The 22,236-nt window shown below is 54.7% G+C and carries 23 protein-coding genes; 15 read left to right on the top strand and 8 right to left on the bottom strand.

Translation table 11 applies throughout. From position 1 onward, the window contains the following. Nucleotides 1-6 precede the first annotated feature (6 nt). On the bottom strand, nt 7-645 hold the full coding sequence (locus BBA90_RS00900; RefSeq protein ID WP_065647453.1) for a LysE family translocator: 639 nt from the start codon (nt 643-645) through the stop codon (nt 7-9). A 263-nt stretch (nt 646-908) separates the two neighbouring features. Here BBA90_RS00900 and BBA90_RS00895 point away from each other — a divergent pair, with 263 nt between their 5' ends. Then, nucleotides 909-2,036 (top strand): lactonase family protein, encoded by a 1,128-nt coding sequence (locus tag BBA90_RS00895; protein WP_065647452.1) that lies wholly within the window; start codon nt 909-911, stop codon nt 2,034-2,036. Between the two features lie 4 nt (nt 2,037-2,040). Here the strand turns inward: BBA90_RS00895 and BBA90_RS00890 are convergent, their stop codons facing one another. Further along, entirely contained in the window at nt 2,041-2,943 is a 903-nt protein-coding gene (locus BBA90_RS00890; RefSeq protein ID WP_065647451.1) for a LysR family transcriptional regulator, read from the bottom strand. 101 nt (nt 2,944-3,044) lie between these two features. On the opposite strand from BBA90_RS00890, the gene BBA90_RS00885 reads away from it, so the two are divergent. From BBA90_RS00885 to BBA90_RS00870, 5 genes are all read left to right on the top strand, one after another. After that, the gene (locus BBA90_RS00885; RefSeq protein ID WP_065647450.1) at nt 3,045-4,112 is read left to right on the top strand and encodes an SDR family oxidoreductase; all 1,068 of its coding nucleotides are present in this window, start codon (nt 3,045-3,047) and stop codon (nt 4,110-4,112) included. Between the two features lie 239 nt (nt 4,113-4,351). After that, nucleotides 4,352-4,507 (top strand): hypothetical protein, encoded by a 156-nt coding sequence (locus tag BBA90_RS19225; RefSeq protein WP_167350646.1) that lies wholly within the window; start codon nt 4,352-4,354, stop codon nt 4,505-4,507. A 317-nt stretch (nt 4,508-4,824) separates the two neighbouring features. Beyond that, nucleotides 4,825-5,376: a C40 family peptidase gene (locus BBA90_RS00880; RefSeq protein ID WP_065647449.1), complete on the top strand. Its 552-nt coding sequence runs from the start codon at nt 4,825-4,827 to the stop codon at nt 5,374-5,376. A 374-nt stretch (nt 5,377-5,750) separates the two neighbouring features. Next, a complete protein-coding gene (locus BBA90_RS00875; protein WP_065647448.1) occupies nt 5,751-5,966 on the top strand; it encodes a YdgH/BhsA/McbA-like domain containing protein in 216 nt (71 codons plus the stop codon). 430 nt (nt 5,967-6,396) lie between these two features. Further along, nucleotides 6,397-6,609, top strand: coding sequence for a hypothetical protein (locus BBA90_RS00870; RefSeq protein ID WP_065647654.1), 213 nt, complete (start codon nt 6,397-6,399; stop codon nt 6,607-6,609). A 42-nt stretch (nt 6,610-6,651) separates the two neighbouring features. On the opposite strand, the gene BBA90_RS00865 is transcribed toward BBA90_RS00870, so the two are convergent. From BBA90_RS00865 to BBA90_RS00855, 3 genes are all read right to left on the bottom strand, one after another. After that, nucleotides 6,652-6,930, bottom strand: coding sequence for a VF530 family DNA-binding protein (locus BBA90_RS00865; protein WP_065647447.1), 279 nt, complete (start codon nt 6,928-6,930; stop codon nt 6,652-6,654). Nucleotides 6,931-7,019: 89 nt separating this feature from the next. Beyond that, the gene (blc, locus tag BBA90_RS00860) at nt 7,020-7,547 is read right to left on the bottom strand and encodes an outer membrane lipoprotein Blc (RefSeq protein ID WP_065647446.1); all 528 of its coding nucleotides are present in this window, start codon (nt 7,545-7,547) and stop codon (nt 7,020-7,022) included. 114 nt (nt 7,548-7,661) lie between these two features. Further along, on the bottom strand, nt 7,662-8,351 hold the full coding sequence (locus BBA90_RS00855; protein ID WP_065647445.1) for a hypothetical protein: 690 nt from the start codon (nt 8,349-8,351) through the stop codon (nt 7,662-7,664). Nucleotides 8,352-8,591: 240 nt separating this feature from the next. Here BBA90_RS00855 and BBA90_RS00850 point away from each other — a divergent pair, with 240 nt between their 5' ends. Next, a complete protein-coding gene (locus tag BBA90_RS00850) occupies nt 8,592-9,437 on the top strand; it encodes a substrate-binding domain-containing protein (RefSeq protein ID WP_065647444.1) in 846 nt (281 codons plus the stop codon). A gap of 46 nt (nt 9,438-9,483) precedes the next feature. Here the strand turns inward: BBA90_RS00850 and BBA90_RS00845 are convergent, their stop codons facing one another. After that, on the bottom strand, nt 9,484-11,811 hold the full coding sequence (locus tag BBA90_RS00845; RefSeq protein WP_065647443.1) for an FdhF/YdeP family oxidoreductase: 2,328 nt from the start codon (nt 11,809-11,811) through the stop codon (nt 9,484-9,486). Nucleotides 11,812-12,028: 217 nt separating this feature from the next. On the opposite strand from BBA90_RS00845, the gene BBA90_RS00840 reads away from it, so the two are divergent. Continuing rightward, complete coding sequence (locus BBA90_RS00840) at nt 12,029-13,225, top strand: FAD-dependent oxidoreductase (protein ID WP_065647442.1); 1,197 nt, start codon at nt 12,029-12,031, stop codon at nt 13,223-13,225. A 186-nt stretch (nt 13,226-13,411) separates the two neighbouring features. Here the strand turns inward: BBA90_RS00840 and BBA90_RS00835 are convergent, their stop codons facing one another. After that, complete coding sequence (locus tag BBA90_RS00835; RefSeq protein ID WP_065647441.1) at nt 13,412-13,699, bottom strand: DUF1330 domain-containing protein; 288 nt, start codon at nt 13,697-13,699, stop codon at nt 13,412-13,414. Between the two features lie 2 nt (nt 13,700-13,701). After that, nucleotides 13,702-14,379 carry a GntR family transcriptional regulator gene (locus tag BBA90_RS00830; RefSeq protein ID WP_065647440.1) on the bottom strand — a complete coding sequence of 226 codons (678 nt, stop codon included), beginning with the start codon at nt 14,377-14,379 and terminating at the stop codon, nt 13,702-13,704. 532 nt (nt 14,380-14,911) lie between these two features. Here BBA90_RS00830 and BBA90_RS00825 point away from each other — a divergent pair. The 7 genes from BBA90_RS00825 (at nt 14,912) to leuE (ending at nt 22,212) form a co-directional block, all read left to right on the top strand. Next, nucleotides 14,912-15,514, top strand: a complete 603-nt coding sequence (locus BBA90_RS00825; RefSeq protein WP_065647439.1) for an amino acid synthesis family protein — start codon at nt 14,912-14,914, stop codon at nt 15,512-15,514. Continuing rightward, the gene (locus tag BBA90_RS18985; protein WP_065647438.1) at nt 15,486-16,313 is read left to right on the top strand and encodes an alpha/beta fold hydrolase; all 828 of its coding nucleotides are present in this window, start codon (nt 15,486-15,488) and stop codon (nt 16,311-16,313) included. Before BBA90_RS00825 ends, BBA90_RS18985 begins: the two co-directional genes overlap by 29 nt. Before the next feature lie 3 nt (nt 16,314-16,316). Then, nucleotides 16,317-17,258, top strand: coding sequence for a flavin reductase family protein (locus tag BBA90_RS18980; protein ID WP_065647437.1), 942 nt, complete (start codon nt 16,317-16,319; stop codon nt 17,256-17,258). Then, nucleotides 17,255-18,292 (top strand): LLM class flavin-dependent oxidoreductase, encoded by a 1,038-nt coding sequence (locus BBA90_RS00810; RefSeq protein ID WP_065647436.1) that lies wholly within the window; start codon nt 17,255-17,257, stop codon nt 18,290-18,292. The genes BBA90_RS18980 and BBA90_RS00810 overlap by 4 nt, the downstream gene beginning before the upstream one ends. 12 nt (nt 18,293-18,304) lie before the next feature. Beyond that, complete coding sequence (locus tag BBA90_RS00805) at nt 18,305-19,771, top strand: aldehyde dehydrogenase (protein ID WP_065647435.1); 1,467 nt, start codon at nt 18,305-18,307, stop codon at nt 19,769-19,771. Between the two features lie 183 nt (nt 19,772-19,954). Then, complete coding sequence (locus BBA90_RS00800; protein WP_065647434.1) at nt 19,955-21,352, top strand: purine-cytosine permease family protein; 1,398 nt, start codon at nt 19,955-19,957, stop codon at nt 21,350-21,352. Nucleotides 21,353-21,573: 221 nt separating this feature from the next. Then, a complete protein-coding gene (leuE, locus tag BBA90_RS00795) occupies nt 21,574-22,212 on the top strand; it encodes a leucine efflux protein LeuE (RefSeq protein WP_065647653.1) in 639 nt (212 codons plus the stop codon). The last annotated feature ends 24 nt before the right edge of the window (nt 22,213-22,236 follow it).

Raw genomic sequence — 22,236 nt, 5'->3', positions numbered from 1 at the left:
GCCTGCTCACATCAGGATAAATTCCTGATAGCCTGACCAGATAACGTACACCGCGAAATAGCAGAAAATCAGCGCTGAGGCGAGATAAGAGAGCCTCAGCAGCTTCCCACCCAGCATTTTGCCGCCCAGCGCGCCTGTCAGGCAGATCACACCGCTCCAGAGTAAACCTGCAATAAAGAAGCCGCTCAGGAATTCCGTCGTGGCGCCTGCACTCTGGTTACCCATACGCGCAATCAGCGCGCCGCCAACGCTGGCAAACCAGAGAATGGCGGTTGGCGATGACATCGCCAGTACTACTCCGCGCCGGAATTCCCGTGACAGCGGCTGAGGGGGCGCGGCTTCAGCTGCCGGCATGGCAACAGACTTTATCAGCGCAGCATAAAGCATACGCCCGGCAAACCAGATTAATAACAGGCCACCGCCAATCCATAATGCCCAGCGCACAGGCGCAAATTGCAGCACCATAGCCATACCCGCCAGCGCCAGCAGGGCATAGATCAAATCGCCGATGCAGGTGCCGACACCCAGCCAGAAACCCTGCAGAAAACCGCGCTGCATCGCCAGGGTCAGCATGGCGATATTGGCAAGACCAATATCGAGGCATAAGGAGAGGCTAAGCAAAAATCCATTTGAAAACGGCAACATATATCCGTCCCAGGCAGAGAAAAAGCTATTAAATCATCTCTGGCAGGCAGTGTTAATCGCAGAATCAGATTGTTGACTAACTCCTATAGACGGCTTGCAGGATCGTTGCCAGATTGCCCGTTTCCTGACTACGCTGTATCACACCTCTGGACTGCAGGATAACCATAACGATGCTTATACCGTTGAAATCCGCTACGCCTGGTGCATTGACGCGCCTTTCAGTAGCACTGTCACTGGCTCTTTTTACTTTTGGGGGAAATGTAATGGCACAAAACAGCGAAAATCAAATTGCTCTGGTGGGCACCTGGACCAGCGTGCCTGATGCACCAGCCGCTGAAAAACCGGCACAGCCGAGCGAAGGCCTGTACCGGCTGAAGATGAACAGTGACGGAACGCTTACCCCGCTGGACGTGGTAAAGATGAAGAGTCCTTCATGGCTGGTGAAGTCTGCCGACGGGCGCTTCCTGTATACCACTAACGAAGAGAAGGCGGGCAGCGTAACCGCACTGTCGGTTGCGGCTGATGGCACCGTGAAAGTGATCAACACGATAACCAGCCACGGTGATGAGCCAACACACGCCACGCTCAGCCCCGATGGCCGCTATCTGCTGGTCGCCAACTATTCGGGTGATAAAGGCGGTGCGGGCATTGCCGTACTGCCGGTGAACCAGGATGGGTCGCTGGGTGCGCCGGTGCAGCACTTTCCGTTTGCTGAAGGCAGCGGCGTGGTGGATGAGCGTCAGGAGAGCGGACATGCTCACTCAGTGACTTTTGCGCCGGATGGAAAAACGCTTTATGCCGCTGATCTGGGAGGTGACACGCTTTATGCTTATCGCTACGACGCACATTCAGCCACACCGCTGCAGCCGGATCCGGCACGCGATATGACCTTTTCACCCGGTGCCGGGCCGCGCCATATGGTATTTTCAGCCGATGGTCACTACGCCTGGGTCATTGCAGAAATGGCGGCTGTGATCGAAACCTGGCGGTTTACGGGAGAGAAACCGGAACGCATCGCGAGTACGGACATAGCACCCGATAACGCTACGGCGGATCAGAGAAGCGGCGGCGCAATCATGCTTAGCCCGCAGGGCAAATTTCTGATTGTGTCCAACCGCGGTTCGCACAACCATCTGCTGGTATTCCGGATTGGTCGTGACGGCAAACCGGAAGCGCCTGTACGCTACCCGGCAGGCGGCATTGAACCCCGGGCGATATCTTTCGACGCCACCGGTCGTTATCTGTACGTGACCAATGTCTTCACTAACGCTATTTCGCTGTTTTCTTTCGATGAAGAGAGCGGCGAGCTGGAGGCGAAAGGCGAGGCGGTAAAAATTGCCACGCCCACTGATATCAAATTTGTGACCACTGCACATTCGGATGCACGCTGAGTGGCTAACGGATAGGTAACTGTTCAAGCGCCGTCAGCAGCGCATCAACTTTCGGTAACAGCTGCTTGCGGCGCGGCCAGATCAGTGAAAGCGCAAAGCCGTCTGGCTGCTGCTGCGGCAGAATGATTTCGAGCTCGCCACGCTGCAGTGGCCCGGCGATCAGCCAGGAGGGCATCTGCGCCACGCCGAGTCCGGCGCAGACGGCCTGCACCTGTGCGTCAACATCGCCCAGCGCCATGCGGTGCGGTACATTACGCCAGTAAGCGTGTCCTTCTGCCGTGGTCAGCAGCCAGGGTTTCGTCGTACCATCAACCCGTTCATACATCACCGCCGGATGCAGCAGCAGCTCGCTTTCCGTTGCGGGGTAGCCGTGGCGTGCCAGATAGCCAGGTGCCGCGCAAAATACCATCCGTTCGCGCCCGAGATGACGATAGCCCAGCGACGCAGGGAGATCCGGTGAACCGCCAATGCGTACGGCCAGATCGATCCCCTCCTCAAACAGATCGATAAAACGATCGGAAAACGTCAGGTTTAGCTCTACCTCCGCATGCTGCTGGCAAAAAGCGATCAGCAGCGGCATCACCGCCAGCCGCCCATAGGTGCTGGGCAGGGCCAGTCGCAGGCGTCCGGATGGGATTGTCCGCTGCGCGGCAAGAACCGATTCCGCTTCGGCCAGCTCCTCCATCACCCGCAGACAGGTCTGATAGTAGGCGCTGCCGGCATCGGTTAATTTCAGACTGCGCGTGGTGCGCTCCAGCAGCCGCGAACCGAGACGCGTTTCAAGCCGGGTCACACTTTTACTGATCGCTGAACCGGTCAGATGCAGCCGCTGCGCTGCCGCAGCAAAGCTGCCGCATTCCACGCTGGCAACAAAGGGAACGATATCTTTCAGGCGGTGATCGTGCATCTATTCATGAACTCAATTCAGAAATGAAGTGAATTTTTACCAGAGATAAGAACTGATTTCTCTATTAGGCTGAATATTAATAAACTAACGGGAGAATCATGATGAAAAAACACGCACTCATCGTAGGGATCAGCGGCGTTATCGGACGTGCACTGGCAGAACAGCTGCAGAAAGAGGGCTGGGACGTTACCGGGTTGTCACGCGGACGCGGTGCCGTACCGGACGGTTGTCGTAGCCTCACTGCCGATCTTACTGACAGCGATGCAGTACGCGATGCGCTGGCGCAGGAAAAACCCGATGCGCTGTTTTTCAGCGTCTGGGCACGTCAGGAAAATGAAAAAGAGAATATCCGCGTTAATGGCGGCATGGTACGCAACGTCATTGAGGCGCTGGGCGAACGGCTGCAGGGTGCCCACGTGGCGCTGGTCACCGGCCTTAAGCACTATCTGGGGCCTTTTGAAGCCTACGGTAAAGGTGCCGTGCCGGTTACGCCGTTTCGTGAAGAGCAGGGTCGTCAGCCGGTGGATAACTTCTACTATGCGCAGGAGGATGAGCTGTTTGCCGGTGCCGAAAAATATGACTATCGCTGGAGCGTGCACCGTCCGCACACCATCGTTGGCTTTGCACTCGGTAATGCGATGAATATGGGTCAGACGCTGGCCGTTTATGCCACCCTGTGTCGTGAAAAAGGCTGGCCGTTTGTCTTCCCCGGCTCGCCTGAGCAGTGGAATGGCCTGGTGGATGTGACGGATGCCGGTTTGCTGGCTGAACAGCTGGTCTGGGCGGCTACAGCAGAAGGCGCAGCGAATCAGGACTTCAATGCAGTTAACGGCGACGTTTTCCGCTGGAACTGGATGTGGCCGCAGCTGGCAGCTTATTTTGGTATTGAGCCTGCAGAATTACCGGCTCAGACGTCGCCGCTGGAAGAGAGAATGCAGGAGGCGGCTGAAATCTGGCAGGAGATCGCCGCGCGTTATCAGCTGCGGGAAGCGGATATCAGTAAGCTGGCGTCATGGTGGCATACCGATGCCGATCTTGGTCGTCCGATGGAAGTGTTTACAGACATGAGCAAAAGCCGCAAAGCCGGTTTTACCGGTTATCGTTCGTCCGTTGACTCTTTCATTCAGCTGTTTGATCGTCTTAAAGCGGAAAACATTATCCCGCAGTAAGCGCTCTGGTTCTGCCGCCGCCCCAGGCGAGCGGCAGACGTTACGTGTAAACGCTATTTTTTACCGCTCTGTTTTGAATCTGTAAAACTGATGTACCTGGTCTGTTTTCATCCTGTGAAGTTATGCGCAAAACGCACAAAAGCCTCAAATCAGCGGCAGATTTGTGCGGTCCGTTTATTTATTTTTAGTACCAGATCCTTACAATAACCCGCTGATACATTTCACCAGGTTATTGCGTTATGACAACACTTCTAAAAAACAACAACAGTGATACACAGCAACTTCTTGTCGCTATAGAACAGGCCGTCAGCGAACCCGTTCCGCTGGTGCGCTCCCTGTCCGAGAATTTCTGGCAGCAAATTGAGTCGCTGACTGCTATTGCTGCTGAAGAGTAATCCTCAGGTCCCGGCTGGCTATCAGAGTTAACCGGGACATCTTCTTTATCCCTTCTTATGACTGCCTGAAATTTTTCTTTTCCCTGCTCCTCTTTCCTGAAACAGCAGCTAAAATTAGCTCGTTCAGTACGCGCGACCCACGGCACCTGTCAAAATCGATTTTTATCCTGTTTTTCTGCGTATAAACATGATGTTACCTTTTTGTAAATTAAGGTAAATAACGGGGAGAGAGTGAGGATTTTCCCGCTGCGGGTTTAACTGTACTGCTTTTTTACGGTATAAATCTTTCATCAATAAGCCGGGCGAAATGACAACCCATGACTATCACCGCAAGCCGTACTCTTATCACTACTCTGCTGCTGTTTACACTGGCTGGATGTGCGAAAAAACATCATGAAGCGCCTCCGCCTGACAGTGCTGAAGTTGCGCTTTCTGGTGATAAACAGCCCGATCTGATCCCGGTTATTGCTGCACTGCACGATCAAATGCACTCCTGGCAGGGGACAAAATACCAGTGGGGAGGCACGCAGCTCTCCGGCGTTGACTGCTCAGGCTTTGTCTGGCGTACGCTGAAAGACCGCTTTAACATTCCGATGGAACGCGTGACAACACGAGAACTTATTGCGATGGGCAAGCCGGTGGATCAGGCCCATCTGCAGCCAGGCGATCTGGTGTTTTTCCGCATCAGGCATGAGCTGCACGTAGGCTTTTATGACACTGACCGGCAGTTCCTGCATGCGTCAGTCAGTCAGGGCGTGATGCGTTCGTCACTCAATAATCCTTACTGGAAATCTGTTTATCTGCAGGCGCGCCGGTTGCCGCGCGAACAAAGCTCACAGATCAGTTTCAACTATAAGAAAAAAGTCTGAAGGTAATCTGTCTTTGTGAAGCAGAGAGAACCAGCGCTGAAACGCCAGCCTCCTTAAAGAAAACCGCCTTCAGGCGGTTTTTTTATGCCTGAATTTTATTCAAAAAATATGAACAAAAACGGCAAAATGCTTAGCTTTTAAACTAGCGTCAATACGCTTATTCTCTCTTCATCGCAACAGAGTCCGCATCCGAAGCGTTAAGCCAGTTAGATTTCACACGTCAATCTCAGTGAAATAAACTGTGTGACAGGCTGCGAATTTTGATTAGCATGATCACAATAAACGCATTTATTATCAATATATGTATAGTTTCATTTGTTACTATATCTCTTATCGAAGGCGTGTGCCTTAAAACAGACATTAAGGAAAAAAGTATGAAAACCATGAAAGCTTTCTCAATTGCTGCCGTAACTGCCCTGACGCTGGTATCAGGTGCGAGCTTTGCACAGAGCATCTCTGTCACTTCCGGTACGCTGGACGGTGCAGAAGCTAAAATAGCAGCGCAGGCTCAGGAGCAGGGCGCACAGTATAAAATTACTGAAGCCAATACGAATAACCGTGTGCATATGACGGCTGAACTCTACAAATAATTCAGCGTGATGAGTGTTAAGGCCGCCTGCGGGCGGCTTTGCTGCTTTAATTGTTCAAAAAATGAACAGTTGCTGGCAGCGTACCTGCCATGCGGGCTGCAGAAGGTTATCCACAGGTTTGCGCCTGCTCTTTTCACGCGGAATGTGGATAAACCAGGCGACCCTGCACCGTCGCTTCTGCCAGACCCTGCATATAAATCACTGCACTTCTCTGCATTATCTACCTGGCTATTATCTTTTTTATTTGATGAAACTTTAAATAATATCGAATAAGAACAGCGACACGTCTTTTCGCTAATTTTAACCTTTAGTAACTTATTTCTGGTTACACATTAATAATACCCATCTCAGGCCTTTAATTCGATATTCCGGAATTTCATTACTATATTCAGCATGAATGCAATCTGCATTTATTTTCGGGGATACGAATATGCGTAAAATAGCATTTGCTTTATTCACTGCAGGGGTGTTGTTGTCAGCCACCACGCAGGTTCAGGCTAAAGGCTGTCTGAAAGGGGCTGCGGTAGGGGGTGTGGCAGGGCATCTTAAGCATCACGGCGTAGCCGGTGCGGCAGCAGGATGTGCAGTAGGTCACCACATGGCGAATAAAAAAGAGAAAGAAGCGGATAAACATACGCAGTAACAGATTCACGGCAGGGTGGTATTCAGCCCTGCCTGATAATGCTTAATGATCCTGTTTATTGCCCTGCGTCCACGGATTAAATCCGGCATCAGCGCAATCTTTCTCAGGCTGTTCCGACAACATATCCCGATAGAGTGCTTCAACTTCTGCACGTGCCCAGGGGGTACGCCGCAAAAATTTAAGGCTCGACTTGATACTGGGATCGCTTTTAAAGCAGTTGATATTGATCTGTTTAGCCAGTTCTGCCCAGCCGTAACGCTCCACCAGTGCAGTCACTATCATTTCCAGCGTTACGCCGTGCAGAGGATCATTTGAATGCATGTCAGGTTACGTCTCGCGGGCAAAAAGGGGCGCCAAGGTTACCGTAAACCTGCGGTAACCGCAAACCACCCCGCGGTGAAAAGGGGTTATCAGGATTGATCGACCCAGATGAGTTTATCGGTAGCAAACCCCAGCTCCCTGGCAAGCTTAACGTAATCACGCTTAACCTGTTCCGGGATCTGCGGCTGACGCGACAGGATCCACAAGTAGCCCCGATTCGGGCCGCTGACCAGCGCATACTGATAATCATCATCCAGCGCGATAACGTTGTAACCGCCATAGAAAGGCCCAAAGAACGAGACCTTCAGGGCCGCGACGTCAGAGCGTCCGGTGAAATAAGCTTTACCCTCGCTTTCACTCCAGCTTTTCTTCACCGGATCGTAGCCGCGATTGATCACAACCAGGCCGCCATCACTGCGCTTTTTATAGGTGGCGGTGACGTGATCTTTACCGCGTTCAAAACGGTGATCGAGACGGGCAATTTCATACCACTTACCCAGGTAGCGCTCTGCATCAAAACCGGAGACCGGCTTGACACCTTTTGGCGGGGTAGGCGATTTGCAGGCCACCAGCGTTAATGAAAGCGCGGTGACGGCAACCAGAGGCCAAATCTTCATTGTCACTCCTTACACAACATCATAAAAATCCCATGCTGAGTATAGTTAAGGATTGACGGGACGTCTGGCGTGCGCGGGCGGGTGCAGCTTACCCGCGCATCTGACCTGCCCGACTTATGACGTTTTCTCGTCGTCCGACGGAATTAAAGGTTCATCAATGGCGATCGACTTGCCTGACTTCAGCAGCTGAATATCGAGCATGACGTAAGTCATGGTGGTGATAAACAGAGAAATCACGCTGCCAATGACGCCACTGGTGGTAAAGGTAAAGAAGTTATACATCACCACCCAGGTCACACAGATAAACAGCGCCAGCGCCACGCTGATAGCGGATTGTGAATAATTTGTCGCGCGCGCGCCCATTTCGTTGATTTGCATACTGAGGTTACAGCCTGTGTATTTCTCAAGTATCCAGATGCCCTGGTCCCAGCTGCGCAGACGACGCGCGCTGCCGCGCGTCACAAACAGAAACAGCAGCGAGATAAACAGGCCCGAGAAAGCGATCAGCACCGGCACCGCCTGCAGGGCATAAGCGATACTTTTATGCAGCGAATCCTGCGCCAGACCGGTGAGATCAAGCGTTAACGATGCGCCGAGGACGCCATACAAAAACAGAAACAGCACCAGGTAGAGCGCGTTACGTTTCCAGTCGAGATCGGCTTCATGGTTTTTCTGCTGACGAGCAATAACCAGAGCCTGCTGCAGTCGCTGCGCGTCAGCGGAGCTGGCTGCGATGCTTTCAGGCTCGCTGCCCAGCAGCCGGTGGATAAAAGGCCGATCGGCCTGATCAATAGTCACGTGCATAAACATCCCGCAAACAGAATATAAGTGGCAACAGTGTACCATTTGCCGGCGCAAATTGATTTTAAGGACATCGTTCATCAGCGGCTCACGTTATCCTGTACGGTGGCTGAACCTTCGTCCGGCGCATGAGTATCCATCAGGGCGTACAGCCGGTCATTGGCGATAATGAATTATTCGGGTAACGTGGAATAGAGACTATCACCTTCATCACGCCAGTCAGGACTGGCAGGAGCCTCTTCGATGTCAGTTTCTTCTTCACTGGTTGCGCTGGTTTGCCGCACACCTGAAAATGCGGCAACCGCCTGTCAGCTCAGCGCATTCAGCGCTCAGCTCACCAAACGTGGCCTGGTCAGCATCCTGATTCATGTGCAATCACGCAGTGAACTGCAGCAGGCGCTGCAGAATGCCGCGGCGTTGCCGGTCACGCATCTGCTGTTCCTCTCTTCTGTCTGTGACGATGAACAGAGCCTGGCAGCAGAGATATTGCCTGCGGTTGCGCAGCTTCATGCGGATGCACAGACGCTGGCCAGCGATCGCTACAGCGCAGGCGAAGCGCTCGCGCTGCTACTGCTTTCTCAGGGGCATCAGCGGACGGGCTTTATGCATGCCGGTGAAACGCCGGAGATAGCTCGTCAGCTGGCAGGCGTCAATGCTGGCCTGCAGACGCAGGAAAAAGAGGTGCAGCTTTTGCTGACAGCCGGCCGTGAGCGGCGCGAAGAGGCGTATCAATCGATGATGGCGTATCTGAAGAAAACCCGTGCCGCCGAACGTATCAACGCGCTGGTGTGCAGCAGTGATGAGCTGGCGTTTGGCGCGCTGCAGGCTGTGCGTGATTTTGGTCAGGGCGCACACGTTGCGGTAACGGGATACGGTAACGTGGCTGAAGCGGCGATGTCCACCTGGCATCTTACCCGCTGGGCCCCGCGCAGCGATTTGCGGGTGACAGAAACGTTAAACCGGTTACTGGAGCAGGGCGCTGACAACAACAGCGGCTGGCAGCAGGGTGAACTGGAAGTGCGGCACTCCCATCAGGGGAAATATATTCCCGGCGAAATGTCGCAATGCGGCTGTGCTATACGCCACTGAGTTGCGGCCCCGGATAGCGTGGTAATGCGTATCCGGGGCCATAGCCTTAACGCAGCACGCCGCTGCTGTCAGCCTGTGTGGCAGCGGAAGGCTCAATCACCACCGGGATACTTTTATAGGCGGGAATACCGCTTTGCGTATCGTGGCTGTCGAGTGGCACCATAATATTCGCTTCCGGATAGTAAGCGGCTACCGATCCGGGGGCCATGTCATAAATCACGATTGTCAGGTTCTTCATACGGCGATGGGTGCGGTTACCCTGCGGATCGAGCGCGGTCATATCGACCGTATCCCCGGAGCGCAGCTGCCGGCTCTCCGCTTCATCAGCGGAAATAAACAGCACATCGCGCCGCCCGGTAATGCCCCGATACCGATCGTTTAGCCCGTATAGCGTGGTGTTGTATTGATCGTGACTGCGCAGCGTGGTCAGCACCAGATCGTGACACCTCAGCGAGCGCGGATCCTCATTGATCCCCTGCATCACTTTAAACTGCGCGCGCTTTGACGGCGTCAGCCAGACACGTTCAGACGCCGCATTATGCAGACGGAAACCGCCCGGCTGCATAACGCGCTGGTTAAAGTTCTCAAAAGCAGGAAACACGGCTTCAATGGCATCACGAATGTTGCTGTAGTCGCTGACCATTTTGTCCCAGTTTACGCGGGAGGCCGGCAGCGTCGCTTTGGCCAGTCCGGCAACCAGCGCCGGTTCCGATTTAAGATGCGGAGATGCAGGCTCCAGCGTGCCGCGCGAGGCGTGAACCATTGACATAGAATCTTCCACGGTCACGCTCTGATCGCCCGAAGCCTGGCGATCCCTTTCCGTACGTCCCAGCACCGGCAGCAGGTAGCTGTGCTTAGCCATCAGCAGGTGAGAGCGGTTGAGCTTCGTCGCCATATGAACCACCAGATCAAGCTTGCGCATCGCTTCAAAGGTGATTTGCGGATCGGAGATGGCTTCGGCGAGGTTACCGCCCAGGCACAGCAGCGCTTTTGAGCGCCCGTCGCGAATCGCCTGAATCGCCGCCACCGCGCCGTGCCCGTGCTGCTGCGGGGGCGTGAAGCCAAAGACCTTCTGCAGACTGTCCAGCAGGGTCTGTGAGGGGATCTCTGTGATGCCAACCGTGCGATCGCCCTGAACATTTGAGTGCCCGCGTAGCGGACAAATGCCCGCGCCGCGGCGGCCGATATTGCCGCGCAGCAGCAGCAGGTTCGCAATCTGCTGCACATTCTGCGTGCCGTACTGATGCTGGGTTATACCCATCCCGTAGCAGATAATGGTGTTTTCTGCGGCGGCGTAGAGGTGGGCAATGTTCTGGATCTCAGCGATATCCATACCAGAAACTTTCAGGATATGATCCCAGCTGGTGTCGTCCAGATCGGCTTTCAGCGCCGCAATACCTTCAGTATGTTCACTGATAAAGGTTTCATCCAGAACCGGCGGTTCACCGGCCGCCAGCGCCTTATCGTGCATAGCCAGCAGCGTTTTCATTACGCCTTTAAGCATGGCTGCATCACCGCCAACGCGCACCTTGTAGTAGGTTGAAGCCAGCTGCGTGGACCCCATTGAGAGCATTTCAATCGGACTTTGCGGTGAGGTAAAGCGTTCCAGCCCGCGCTCGCGCAATGGATTGATGGCAACAATCTTCGCGCCGCGTTTTGACACTTCCCGCAGTGTTCCCAGCATACGCGGATGGTTGGTGCCAGGGTTGTGTCCAATGCAGAGCACCAGATCGGCATGATCAAAATCCTCCAGCTCTACTGTACCTTTGCCAACGCCAATCGACTCTGGCAGGCCTACGCTGGTGGGTTCGTGGCACATATTCGAGCAGTCGGGAAAGTTGTTTGTGCCATATTCACGGGCAAACAGCTGCCAGAGAAAGGCCGCTTCATTTGAAGCGCGGCCGGAGGTGTAAAATTCAACGCTATCAGGATCGTCATAACCGCGCAGCAGCGCGCCAATCTCCTGCAGCGCCGTGTCCCATTCAATCGGCTGATAAGTGTCGCTGGCTGCATCATATTTCATGGGATGGGTCAGGCGTCCTTCACCTTCCAGTTCAAAAGCGCTGCGCTCCCAGAGTTCGCTGACGGTATGCGCGGCGAAAAAGGCAGGCGTAGTGCGTTTACTGGTCGCTTCCCAGGAAACCGCTTTGGCACCGTTCTCGCAAAATTCAAATGAGGAGGCGTGACGTGGATCGGGCCAGGCGCAGCCCGGACAATCAAACCCTTCAGGCTGGTTGACCTTGAATAAGGCGATAACATCCTGTTTTACCGCCATCTGATGCCGGATCGCATCTGCTACCGCTTTCAGTGCTCCCCAGCCGCCCGCTGAGCCTCCATAAGGTTTAATGCCGACATCCCGGTTCTGCTCTTTCATGGCTGCTTATCTCGTGTGAAAAATTATCTCTTAAGCCTGGAATAAGCTGCGGCGTCCGCAAGGAAACTATATGAAACACGCTATTTTAATGTTTACAGAATATTGCAGCGCTGCGATTGCTAAAAATGTGTTAAAGCACCTCTGATTATCGTCCTGCGGTAATAATATGCTATATAAATGATAATTATTCTCAGTGAATTGATGCGGAACTGACAGAATGCAAAACGATAAATCTCTCTATGCTGACTGCTGTATTGCAGGCGGTGGCCCGGCAGGATTGATGCTGGGATACCTGCTGGCGCGCGCCGGCGTAAACGTTATTGTTATTGAAAAACATGCGGATTTTCTGCGTGATTTTCGTGGCGACACGATCCATCCTTCCACGCTGGAGATCATGTACCAGCTTGGATTACTGGATGAGCTGTTAACGCTGCCGCATCAGCGCACTGAGAAACTGCAGGCGGAAGTTGGCGGCGAAGAGATCACTATGGCGGACTTTTCCCGCCTGCCGGTGCGCTGCCGTTTTATCGCCTTTATGCCGCAGTGGGATTTTCTCGATTTTCTGGCCCGTAAAGCCCGCGCCTTTGATAATTTTACCCTGCTGCACGATACCGGCTTTGCTGACTTCATCAGAGAGGGAGATCGGATTACTGGCCTGACGACGTTACAGGGTCACACTATTCATGCGCCGCTTGTGGTCGGGGCAGATGGCCGTCATTCGCAGGTTCGTGCTAAAGCGGGATTAACCAGCCAGAATTTTGGCGCGCCGCGTGATGTGCTGTGGTTTTCACTCGCTAAACAGCCCGACGATCCGGCGCTCGGAATGGGTCATAAAGGGCCGAAACAGAATTTTATCGTGATCGATCGCGGTGACTACTGGCAGTGTGGCTATACCATCGAAAAAGGCGAGTTTGAGCGACTGAAAGAGACCGATATCGCAGCGTTTATTACACAGCTTGCTGAGGTTGCGCCGTTCAGTGAAGCGCGTATGCAGGCGCTGACCGGCTGGGAGATGTTTCACCTGCTGTCGATTCGAATCGATCGTCTCGATAGCTGGTGCCGGCCAGGCGTCCTCTGTATCGGTGATGCAGCGCATGCAATGTCGCCTATCGGGGGCGTAGGGGTCAATCTGGCGATTCAGGATGCAGTGGCCACCGCTAATCTGCTGACGCCCGCGCTGCTGAAAGGTGAGGTAAACCTTAAAACGCTGCAGAAAGTCCAGCGGCGGCGTCAGTTTCCCACGGTCGCCACGCAGTTTCTGCAGATCAAGATGAGCAGTAAAAAACGCACGCGCAGCGCGCCATCCAAAGTGCCACAGTTCATCAGCCGCTACCCGTTTCTGCGGCATCTGTTCGGACGCCTTATCGGACTGGGATTTCGCCCGGAACGTCCGCGCCTGGCAGATAAAGGCTGAACGGCAGGCAAAAAAAAGCCCGCGAGGCGGGCAGGCGAACGATAACCGGTAAACTTTCTCGTCAGCAACGCATTGCTGTTTAGCGTCACTATAGTAGCAACGATTACGCAGGCGTACGAATTTTGTTCGATGAGTTAATTTTGCTGAACAGATAAATAATTTAAAGATAACGGTAGCGTTCCTGGTTTAGTCTGCGCTCTGAGTAATAACGATCATCGCTTCAGCAATGTCAGCCCGCGCTGCCCGCGCCTGCTGATATTCTGGCGAATGGTAACACTCAACGGCCGTCTGATAATCGGGAAACGCGATTAATACATGGCGGGCATAGGTTTTACCTTCCAGCGTCAGCGCGTGCTCACTGCGTGCAAGAAAGGTCGCCTGATATTTATCAAAAGCTGCCGGTGCGAGATCCCGGTAACGCTGATAGCGCTCAGCATCATGCACCGTAACGTGAGCTATCCAGTAAGCAGTCATCGCTACTCCTCCGTCGTCAGAATTGTTTTCGCCAGCTGCGCCGCTTCCGTCAGATGCTGAATCACCGCTTCTCTGGCCTGCTGCGGATTGCTGGCTTCAACCGCAGCGTAAATACGCGACATACGTTCAAATCCGGCAACCTGACGCTCAGGACTACGCAGCGTCAGGGCGCGCAGACGGCTGATGCGGCTGTTGAGCCGCTGCACGATTTCCCAGGCGATATGATGCTCTGCAATCGAAAACAGCGTTTCGTAAAACGCCTGCGACGCTTCAACCCGTTCTATATCGTCATGATGTTCAGAAGCGCTGGCAATCCGCATCAGCCGCGTGTGCAGCGCCTGCTTGTCTTCCGCTGTGGCTGTACGGGCGCAATCCTCTGCGGCTGCAGATTCAAGCAGCTGCCGTATGCTGTAGATCTGCTGCGCAACCTCCCAGGTGAGCCGCGCCACGATAGGCCCTTTTTTGGGCAGATTTTCAATCAGGCCTTCCGCTTCCAGATAACGGATCACTTCCCGCACCACGGTACGACTGACACCCAGCTCATCACACAGTGAGCGTTCAACCAGACGATCGCCCGCTTTAAAATAGCCCGAGATGATTGCCTGTCTTACTTTCACCAGCGCCAGTTCCCGGAGAGTCACCGGCGTGTTTTCAATCCTTAAGGAGTGAATCGCAATCATGATCTTCCCTATTGTCCTGCGTTAAGAATCGTTGCGCGCAGCCCTGCGCGCGCTCTTTTTTACTATTAGCACTGTTATGGCAATGAACGCAACGTTGCAGGTAGTGCGGGCAACAGGGCCTGAAGCAACAAAGTAATAAACGGTGCTGCGGTTTATCCTGATGCGGTCGCGCCAGTAATTTGTCATTGCTCACATTTTTATCACCGATCGCTGACGCCTTTCGGTTCTCATCACGCCTTTTCCTGAAACTCCCTACTTATCAGCAACATAAATTTATCCTGTCGTACAGGCCTGCATCAGTTATTTGAGGCCAGTCACACTCCGGCAGCAGTATTGGTATCCGACGCGATGCACCTGAACAGAGAGTCAAAAGATGGCCGGAACCGCAGCTGGCGCACGCTGAAGCGGAAAAAGCAGCTAACCAATGTATGACTGTATGATGGTATACCAACTTTTGACATCCCAAAAGCGCCGATGTTATACCCCTTTCACCAGTAGTAATTAACAAACCGTTAACTTGAAAGGGGATTACATGCATCCGGACATTCGTAAAACCATCGTCACAACTGAAACGCTGTATACCGACGGCGGCAAAGCGGCAGGCACGCCGCTGGTGATGATTGCCGCTGCAGCCGTGGTCAAAAATCCGTGGGCTGGCAGAGGTTTTGTTGAAGATCTGGCACCGGAAATCCGTGAGATGGCGCCGGTATTGGGCGAATTGCTGACCGGACTCATCGTTAAAGAGGCGGGAGGCGGCGATCGCGTGGTCGCCTATGGCAAATGTGCCGTTACCGGACTGAACGGCGAGCTGGAGCACGCCTCAGCGCTGATTCATACGCTGCATTTTGGTAATCACTACCGTTCTGCAGTGCAGGGCAAAACCTATCTGGCATTCAATAATACGCGCGGCCCGGCCAACACGCCGATTCTGGTTCCGATGATGGGAACAGAAGATGAGGGCTCGCGCGAACACTATCTGACCATGCAGTTCAATATTAACGATGCGCCATTCAGTGACGAGATCGTGATTGCGCTGGGCGCTGCGCTGGGCGGACGGCCGCATCACCGTATCGGTAACCGTTATCTTGATCTTAAAGAGCTTGGCCATGATCAGAAAAATCCAGCGGCTGTCTGAGGCGTTATCACAGGTCAGCTATCTCGAAGCGGGAACAGGCACCCCCCTGGTACTGATTCACGGCGTGGGCATGAATGCTGAAGCCTGGTTTCCCCAGATAGCGGTACTGAGCCGCCATTTCCGGGTGATCGCAGTGGATATGCCCGGACATGGCGAGAGCACGGGCTTCGGGCATCATGCGACGCTGACCGATTATGTCGACTGGCTGGCGGCCTTTCTCGCCACCCAGCCAGAACAACGCTTCGCTGTTGCCGGGCACTCAATGGGCGCTCTGATTACCGCCGGACTGGCGATTGATTATCCGCACTATGTCAGCCGGGCAATCGTGATGAGCGGCGTATTCAGGCGCTCAGCTGCTGCCCGGGCGGCGGTACTGCAGCGCGCTCACGAGCTGGCAAGCGGCAACGTACAGCTGGATGCGCCACTGGAGCGCTGGTTCAGCGCTACCCCTCAGGAGCAGCCGCTGCGACACAAAGTCGGTGAGTGGCTGCAGCAGGTCAGCCCGGCAGGCTATGCGCGTGCCTATCAGGCTTTCGCTGAGGGCGACTCGCTGTATGCCGATCGCTGGGCAGAGATGCGCTGTCCGGTGCTGGTAATGACGGGGGAACTCGACGCCAACTCCAGCCCGGACATGACCCGACAGATGGCCAGCGCCGCGCCTTACGGTGAGGCGGTGGTTATCGATAACGCCAGACACATGTTGAATCTGACCGATGCTGAACGGGTAACACGGGAGATGCTCTCTTTCCTCGAGCCGGTTGCAGCCCACGTCACGTCACAAGAGCCTATTCAGGAGTAACTTATGGACGCAGATAAACGCAGACAGTTGCGTGACGCCTTTGGTGCCTTTATGACGGGCGTAACCGTAGTCACGACCCACGATGCGAATGGTGAGCCAATTGGTTTTACCGCTAACTCTTTTTCCTCGGTATCACTGGACCCGGCGCTGCTGCTGGTGAGCATCGACAAACGGTCGGCTAACTTTGAGCACTTTACGCAGTGCCGCCATTTTGCCGTCAATATTCTGGCAGAACAGCAGAAAGAGACGTCGAACGTGTTTGCGCAGAAAATTGCCGATCGCTTTGCGCGCGTCAGCTGGCGACGCGGAGAGCAGGGTACACCCCTGATTGATGAGAGTTCGGCCTGGTTTGAGTGTTCGCTGCATCAGGTGATTGACGCGGGCGACCACGCGATCCTGATCGGTAATGTGCTGCAATTCGCTTCCAGCGGCACTGCGGGTCTGGGCTACTATCGTGGCGCCTATTTCACACCTTACCAGCAGGCGGAGTCGCTGATTAGCGGGCCGGATGTCGTGGTGAGTGCGCTTATCGAATCTGCCGGTCAGGTGCTGCTGGTCCGGCAGTCAGAAGGGTACAGTCTGCCGGCACAAACCATGCGCGGTCGCAGTGTTGATGAAACGCTGACGCAGGTGTTCAGTACGCTGCAGATTGCTGCCAGTCCGGGTTTTATCTATTCCATGTGGGAAGACAGGCAGAAAAAGCAGCAGCATATTGTCTTCTTATGTGCGCAGCCCACGGGCAGTACGCTGCCCGTTGTGGACCAGGGAGAGTGGCGGGATCTGCAGGATCTGGCCACCATGCCGGTCGCCGACAGTGCGCTGCAGGCGCTGCTGGGGCGCTATATGCGTGAATACGCGGCGGGTAATTATGGCCTTTATTACGGTGATGAAGCGCAAGGCTCTGTGCGCCAGTTCGTTACGCCAGCCCATCAGGAGGTGGTATGAAGCTTTCTCTGTTTCTGCATATGGAGCGCGTCTCAGCTGATGATGCACAGGATAAGCTCTACGAAGAGATGATGACGCTGTGTGAAATCGCCGACCGCGGTGGTCTGCACGCCATCTGGACCGGTGAACACCATGGTATGAATTTTACCATTGCCCCTAATCCTTTTATCAATCTGGTGGATATTGCGCACCGCACACAGCATGTGCGGCTCGGCACCGGCACCATTATTGCGCCGTTTACCCATCCGATTCGCCTTGCCGGTGAGGCGGCAATGACCGATATCATCACTAACGGACGGCTGGAGTTGGGTATTGCGCGCGGGGCCTACGCGTATGAGTATGAGCGTCTGCTGCCAGGGCTTGATGCCTGGGGGGCCGGTCAGCGCATGCGGGAACTGGTCCCGGCAGTAAAAGCGCTCTGGCGCGGTGATTATACTCATCAGGGCGAGTTCTGGCAGTTTCCTTCCACCACATCATCGCCGTTACCCAAACAGCAGCCGCATCCCCCCATCTGGGTTGCTGCCCGCGATCCCAACAGCCATGAGTTTGCCGTTAAACAGGGTTGTAACGTGCAGTGCACGCCGCTGCATCAGGGGGACGAGGAGATTGTCCGGCTGATCACCACGTTTAAAGAGGCGTGTCGGGAATACGCCCCGGAGCAACCGCTGAAAATCATGTTACTGCAGCACGGTTTCGTGGCGGCGGATGAGGCGGATGCACAGCAGGCAGCAGAGGAGCTGAACCGCTTTTACCACTATTTCGGCGCCTGGTTTAAAAACGAGCGACCAGTGACGCAGGGGCTTATTGCCCCACTGAGTGAGGAAGAGATGGCCGCTAACACGTATTACAGCGCAGAAAAAATGCGCCAGAACCTGGCTATCGGTACGGCGGACGAAGTGATCGCACGGCTGAAAAATTATGAAGCACTGGGCTATGACGAATATGCGCTGTGGCTCGACAGCGGGATGACCTTTGAACGCAAAAAGGCCTCACTGATGCGCTTTATTGAACAGGTCGTTCCGGAATTCCACTAAGCGGAGAGAGAGATGGACGCGTTTAAACTCTACATTGACGGGCAGTTTGTAACCGGCGCTGCCTCGTTCACATCCCTTAATCCGGCGACAGCAGAACCCTGGGCCACGATCGCCGGCGCAGAGCAGCAGGAGACTGACCACGCGGTGGAGGCGGCTGCCCGCGCGTTTACGTCAGAGGCGTGGCGCGGTCTTACCGCCAGCGCGCGCGGTAAACTGCTGCTGCGGCTGGCCGATCTGATTGAGCGGGATGCGGCGCGGCTGGCGCGTATTGAAACGCTGGATACCGGCAAAATTATTCGTGAAACGCAGGCGCAGATTGCCTACGTCGCAGAGTATTACCGCTATTACGCGGGGCTGGCTGACAAAATGGAGGGGGCTACGCTCAGTATCGACAAGCCCGATATGGAAACGTGGGTCAGACGCGAACCGGTGGGTGTGGTCGCGGCAATCATTCCCTGGAACAGTCAGCTATTTCTCTCTGCGGTTAAAATCGGCCCGGCGATTGCCGCTGGCTGTACGCTGGTGGTGAAGGCAGCAGAGGTGGCACCGGCTCCTCTTCTGGCGCTGGCAGAGCTGATTGATGAAGCGGGCTTTCCGCCCGGCGTGATTAACGTTATCACCGGATTTGCTGAGCAGTGCGGGGCACGGCTCACTGCGCATCCGCTTATCGATCATATCGCCTTCACCGGCGGAGCAGAAACGGCGCGCCATATTATTCGCGGCAGCGCGGAGAATCTCGCCAGCACCTCACTGGAGCTGGGGGGCAAGTCCCCGTTCATCGTTTTTGCCGATGCCGATCTGGAGAGTGCGGCTAACGCTCAGGTGGCGGCGATCTTCTCAGCGTCGGGTCAGAGCTGCGTCGCGGGCTCGCGTCTTCTGGTAGAGGCCAGTGTTAAAGAGGCGTTTATTGACAAGCTGGTGAGTAAAGTGCGCGACATTGTCATTGGCTGCCCGCAGCAGACTGATACTCAGTTTGGCCCGCTCTGCACACTGCGTCAGAAACAGAATATCGAGCAGGTTGTCAGCCGTTCGCTGGAGCAGGGCGCACAGCTGATTATCGGGCATGAGCCGGTCAGCCAGCCCGGTTTTTATTATCCGCCTACGATCCTTGATTGCAGCAGCGTGCCGGAAGCAGAGAGTGTCGTGCAGGAGCTGTTTGGTCCGGTGCTCTCAGTGCTGACCTTTAGCGGTGAGGCGGAGGCGCTGCGGCTGGCAAACGGCACTGAATATGGCCTTGCTGCAGGCGTCTTTACGCAAAATCTGACGCGGGCACACCGTATTACACGCCAGCTGCGCAGCGGCGTGGTCTGGCTGAACACCTATCGGGTTGTCTCACCGCTGGCCCCCTTCGGTGGCTACGGCAAGTCAGGTTTTGGGCGCGAAGGCGGCGTTGACGCAGCGCTGGAGTACACCACAACCAAAACCGTCTGGCTGCGTACCAGCGATGAACCCATCGACGATCCTTTTATCATGCGTTAATTCCCCTTCCGGCGCTGGCCATCCACACCATTGCCCGCCGGATCGTTAAGTATCAGGCGTCTTACCGCCAGCAGTTTCTCCTGAGAGAAGACGAGACGCACATCGTCGGGATGGCTATGGCATTTAAACGCCAGTGATGTATCTGCAACACATAATAATTCTGCATCTCAACCGGAGGGTAAGGTGGAAAAATCATCACGTCAGGGGCAGTTTATCGAGAACAAGTCGGTGGATTATGTGCCGGTGTCTGAGCGACACGGCAAGCCGCACAGCCTGTTCACGCTCTGGTTCTGCACCAATATTGCTCCGCTGGCGGTGGTCAGCGGGGCGATCGCAACCGAAACGTTTCATCTCAATGTGATTTCAGCGCTCTCTGCGATTGTCGCCGGTCATCTGTTTGGTGGCATTTTTCTTGCGCTGACCTCAGCGCAGGGACCTAAAACCGGCATTCCGCAGATGGTGCAGAGTCGCGCGCAGTTCGGGCGCTATGGCTCGCTGCTGGTGATCAGCTTCACCACCGTTATCTATCTTGGCTTTTTTATTTCCAACATTTCGCTTTCTGGCCGGGTAATTAACAATGTTATTCCGGTACTGCCGGTAGCCAGCGCAACGATTTTAGGTGCCGTGCTGGCAACAGCGATCGGCGTGATAGGCTACCGCTTTATCCACCGGATCAATAAAGTTGGCGCATGGATTATGGGAGCAGCCCTGCTGCTTGGACTGACGCTGATGTTATCGCAGCCGCTACCGGCAGATTTCTGGCAGCGCGGCTCGATGAGTGCAGCAGGGTGGTTCGGCACCTTTTGCATTGGGGCCGTGTGGCAAATCAGCTTTTCACCGTACACCTCAGATTATTCGCGCTATTTGCCCGCAGATGTGGGTATCGCCCGTCCTTTCTGGGCCACTTATCTCGGCGCCTGTGGCGGGACGATTCTGGCATTTGTCTTTGGCATGATGGCCGTGAGTATTGCTCCTGCGGATGACGCCATGGTGGCAGTACGTCACGCCACTGGCTGGCTGGGACCGCTGCTGATGATCCTGTTTCTGGTAAATATCATCTGCCATAACTCGATGAATCTGTATGGTGCGGTGCTGTCGCTGATAACGGCTGTGCAAACCTTTCGTCCGCACTGGACGCCGGGGGCGGCAGTACGGCTGGTGGTGTCGGCCCTGGTGCTGACAGGCAGCATTTTGATTGCCCTGGCGGCGTCGCAGAACTTTGTGGTTTTTTTCATCAACCTTATCCTGGCGCTGATTGCCGTACTGATCCCGTGGATTGTGATTAACCTGCTCGATTTCTACTACGTCAACAAACAGCACTACGATGTGGACGCTATATTTCAGGCCGACGGAGGACGCTACGGGCGGCTTAATCTGCAGGCACTGCTGGTCTATTTTGCCGGCATTCTGGTACAGATCCCCTTTATTGAAAATGCGTTTTTTTCCGGTCCGTATGCAAAACTGATCCCCGGTGTGGATATCTCATGGATTATCAGTCTGGTTGTCACCAGCATCGCGTATCCGCTGTTTCACCGAAAGTATCAGCCGCGGTTAACCGTACTGCCTGAAAGCAAAGTGTAAAAACCGGGGCAGGGACGCCCCGTCCGGTTTACCCTCCGTTTCCGCCATTAACGTCTGCTCTCTTCTTCAAACCGTGAAACAGCGCGCTGCAGGCGTGCGATTTGTATGGAATACCTGCTACCATAGCGCGCGGCAGCTGCGCGTTGTCGTCTGGTAAACCCTGTATAAATACTATGATTACGTCGTGTAAATAACGCGCGGCGAATGGAGCTATGGCACTGATGTTGCAAGATTTAGGCATTATCGATTTATGGACATTTCTGGCAGGTGCGCTGGTGATTATTCTGTTACCTGGCCCGAACAGTCTGTATGTTTTACGCACCGGCATGGGGCGCGGCATCAAAGCGGCTTCTAAAGCGATTGCGGGTGTCATGGCAGGCGATCTGATCCTGATCTTTCTCGCCTGGGCGGGGGTGGCCACGCTGATACGCACCAGCCCGCATATTTTTATGATGGTGCGTTATCTGGGGGCGATGTTTTTACTCTATCTGGGTATCAAAATTATTATGGGCGCGCTGCGCCAGCGCGCGGACACGCAGCCTGCTGAACCGGTCAAAGCGGAAAACTACTTTCTGCGTGCGGTACTGCTGGGGGTGACTAACCCTAAAGCTATCCTGTTTTACGTCTCTTTCTTTATTCAGTTTATCGACCCGAAAGTCACGCATACCGCACCGGCATTCGCCACGCTGGGTGCGCTGATCCAGCTGATCAGCTTCAGCTACTATTCCGTGCTGCTGGTGGCGGGCGCGGTAATGGTCCGCTTTTTGCGCAGCCGCACGCGGCTGGTTAAATTTGCCAACATGCTGACCGGTATGCTGTTCTTTGGTTTTGCCGTCCGGCTGGTAAGCGCCCAGAGCTGATAGTGACCACGCACGCTGCGGAGA

Origin of the sequence: Pantoea eucrina (assembly GCF_001691555.1) — a bacterium.
GTDB classification, from domain to species: Bacteria; Pseudomonadota; Gammaproteobacteria; order Enterobacterales; family Enterobacteriaceae; genus Pantoea; species Pantoea borealis.
This window is presented reverse-complemented; position numbering and strand designations above follow the sequence as displayed.

Coding starts and splice junctions, on each gene's coding strand:
- BBA90_RS00900 (WP_065647453.1), bottom strand. CDS start 645: ATGTTGCCGTTTTCAAATGGATTTTTGCTTAGCCTCTCCTTATGCCTC.
- BBA90_RS00895 (WP_065647452.1), top strand. CDS start 909: ATGGCACAAAACAGCGAAAATCAAATTGCTCTGGTGGGCACCTGGACC.
- BBA90_RS00890 (WP_065647451.1), bottom strand. CDS start 2,943: ATGCACGATCACCGCCTGAAAGATATCGTTCCCTTTGTTGCCAGCGTG.
- BBA90_RS00885 (WP_065647450.1), top strand. CDS start 3,045: ATGAAAAAACACGCACTCATCGTAGGGATCAGCGGCGTTATCGGACGT.
- BBA90_RS19225 (WP_167350646.1), top strand. CDS start 4,352: ATGACAACACTTCTAAAAAACAACAACAGTGATACACAGCAACTTCTT.
- BBA90_RS00880 (WP_065647449.1), top strand. CDS start 4,825: ATGACTATCACCGCAAGCCGTACTCTTATCACTACTCTGCTGCTGTTT.
- BBA90_RS00875 (WP_065647448.1), top strand. CDS start 5,751: ATGAAAACCATGAAAGCTTTCTCAATTGCTGCCGTAACTGCCCTGACG.
- BBA90_RS00870 (WP_065647654.1), top strand. CDS start 6,397: ATGCGTAAAATAGCATTTGCTTTATTCACTGCAGGGGTGTTGTTGTCA.
- BBA90_RS00865 (WP_065647447.1), bottom strand. CDS start 6,930: ATGCATTCAAATGATCCTCTGCACGGCGTAACGCTGGAAATGATAGTG.
- blc (WP_065647446.1), bottom strand. CDS start 7,547: ATGAAGATTTGGCCTCTGGTTGCCGTCACCGCGCTTTCATTAACGCTG.
- BBA90_RS00855 (WP_065647445.1), bottom strand. CDS start 8,351: ATGCACGTGACTATTGATCAGGCCGATCGGCCTTTTATCCACCGGCTG.
- BBA90_RS00850 (WP_065647444.1), top strand. CDS start 8,592: ATGTCAGTTTCTTCTTCACTGGTTGCGCTGGTTTGCCGCACACCTGAA.
- BBA90_RS00845 (WP_065647443.1), bottom strand. CDS start 11,811: ATGAAAGAGCAGAACCGGGATGTCGGCATTAAACCTTATGGAGGCTCA.
- BBA90_RS00840 (WP_065647442.1), top strand. CDS start 12,029: ATGCAAAACGATAAATCTCTCTATGCTGACTGCTGTATTGCAGGCGGT.
- BBA90_RS00835 (WP_065647441.1), bottom strand. CDS start 13,699: ATGACTGCTTACTGGATAGCTCACGTTACGGTGCATGATGCTGAGCGC.
- BBA90_RS00830 (WP_065647440.1), bottom strand. CDS start 14,379: ATGATTGCGATTCACTCCTTAAGGATTGAAAACACGCCGGTGACTCTC.
- BBA90_RS00825 (WP_065647439.1), top strand. CDS start 14,912: ATGCATCCGGACATTCGTAAAACCATCGTCACAACTGAAACGCTGTAT.
- BBA90_RS18985 (WP_065647438.1), top strand. CDS start 15,486: ATGATCAGAAAAATCCAGCGGCTGTCTGAGGCGTTATCACAGGTCAGC.
- BBA90_RS18980 (WP_065647437.1), top strand. CDS start 16,317: ATGGACGCAGATAAACGCAGACAGTTGCGTGACGCCTTTGGTGCCTTT.
- BBA90_RS00810 (WP_065647436.1), top strand. CDS start 17,255: ATGAAGCTTTCTCTGTTTCTGCATATGGAGCGCGTCTCAGCTGATGAT.
- BBA90_RS00805 (WP_065647435.1), top strand. CDS start 18,305: ATGGACGCGTTTAAACTCTACATTGACGGGCAGTTTGTAACCGGCGCT.
- leuE (WP_065647653.1), top strand. CDS start 21,574: ATGTTGCAAGATTTAGGCATTATCGATTTATGGACATTTCTGGCAGGT.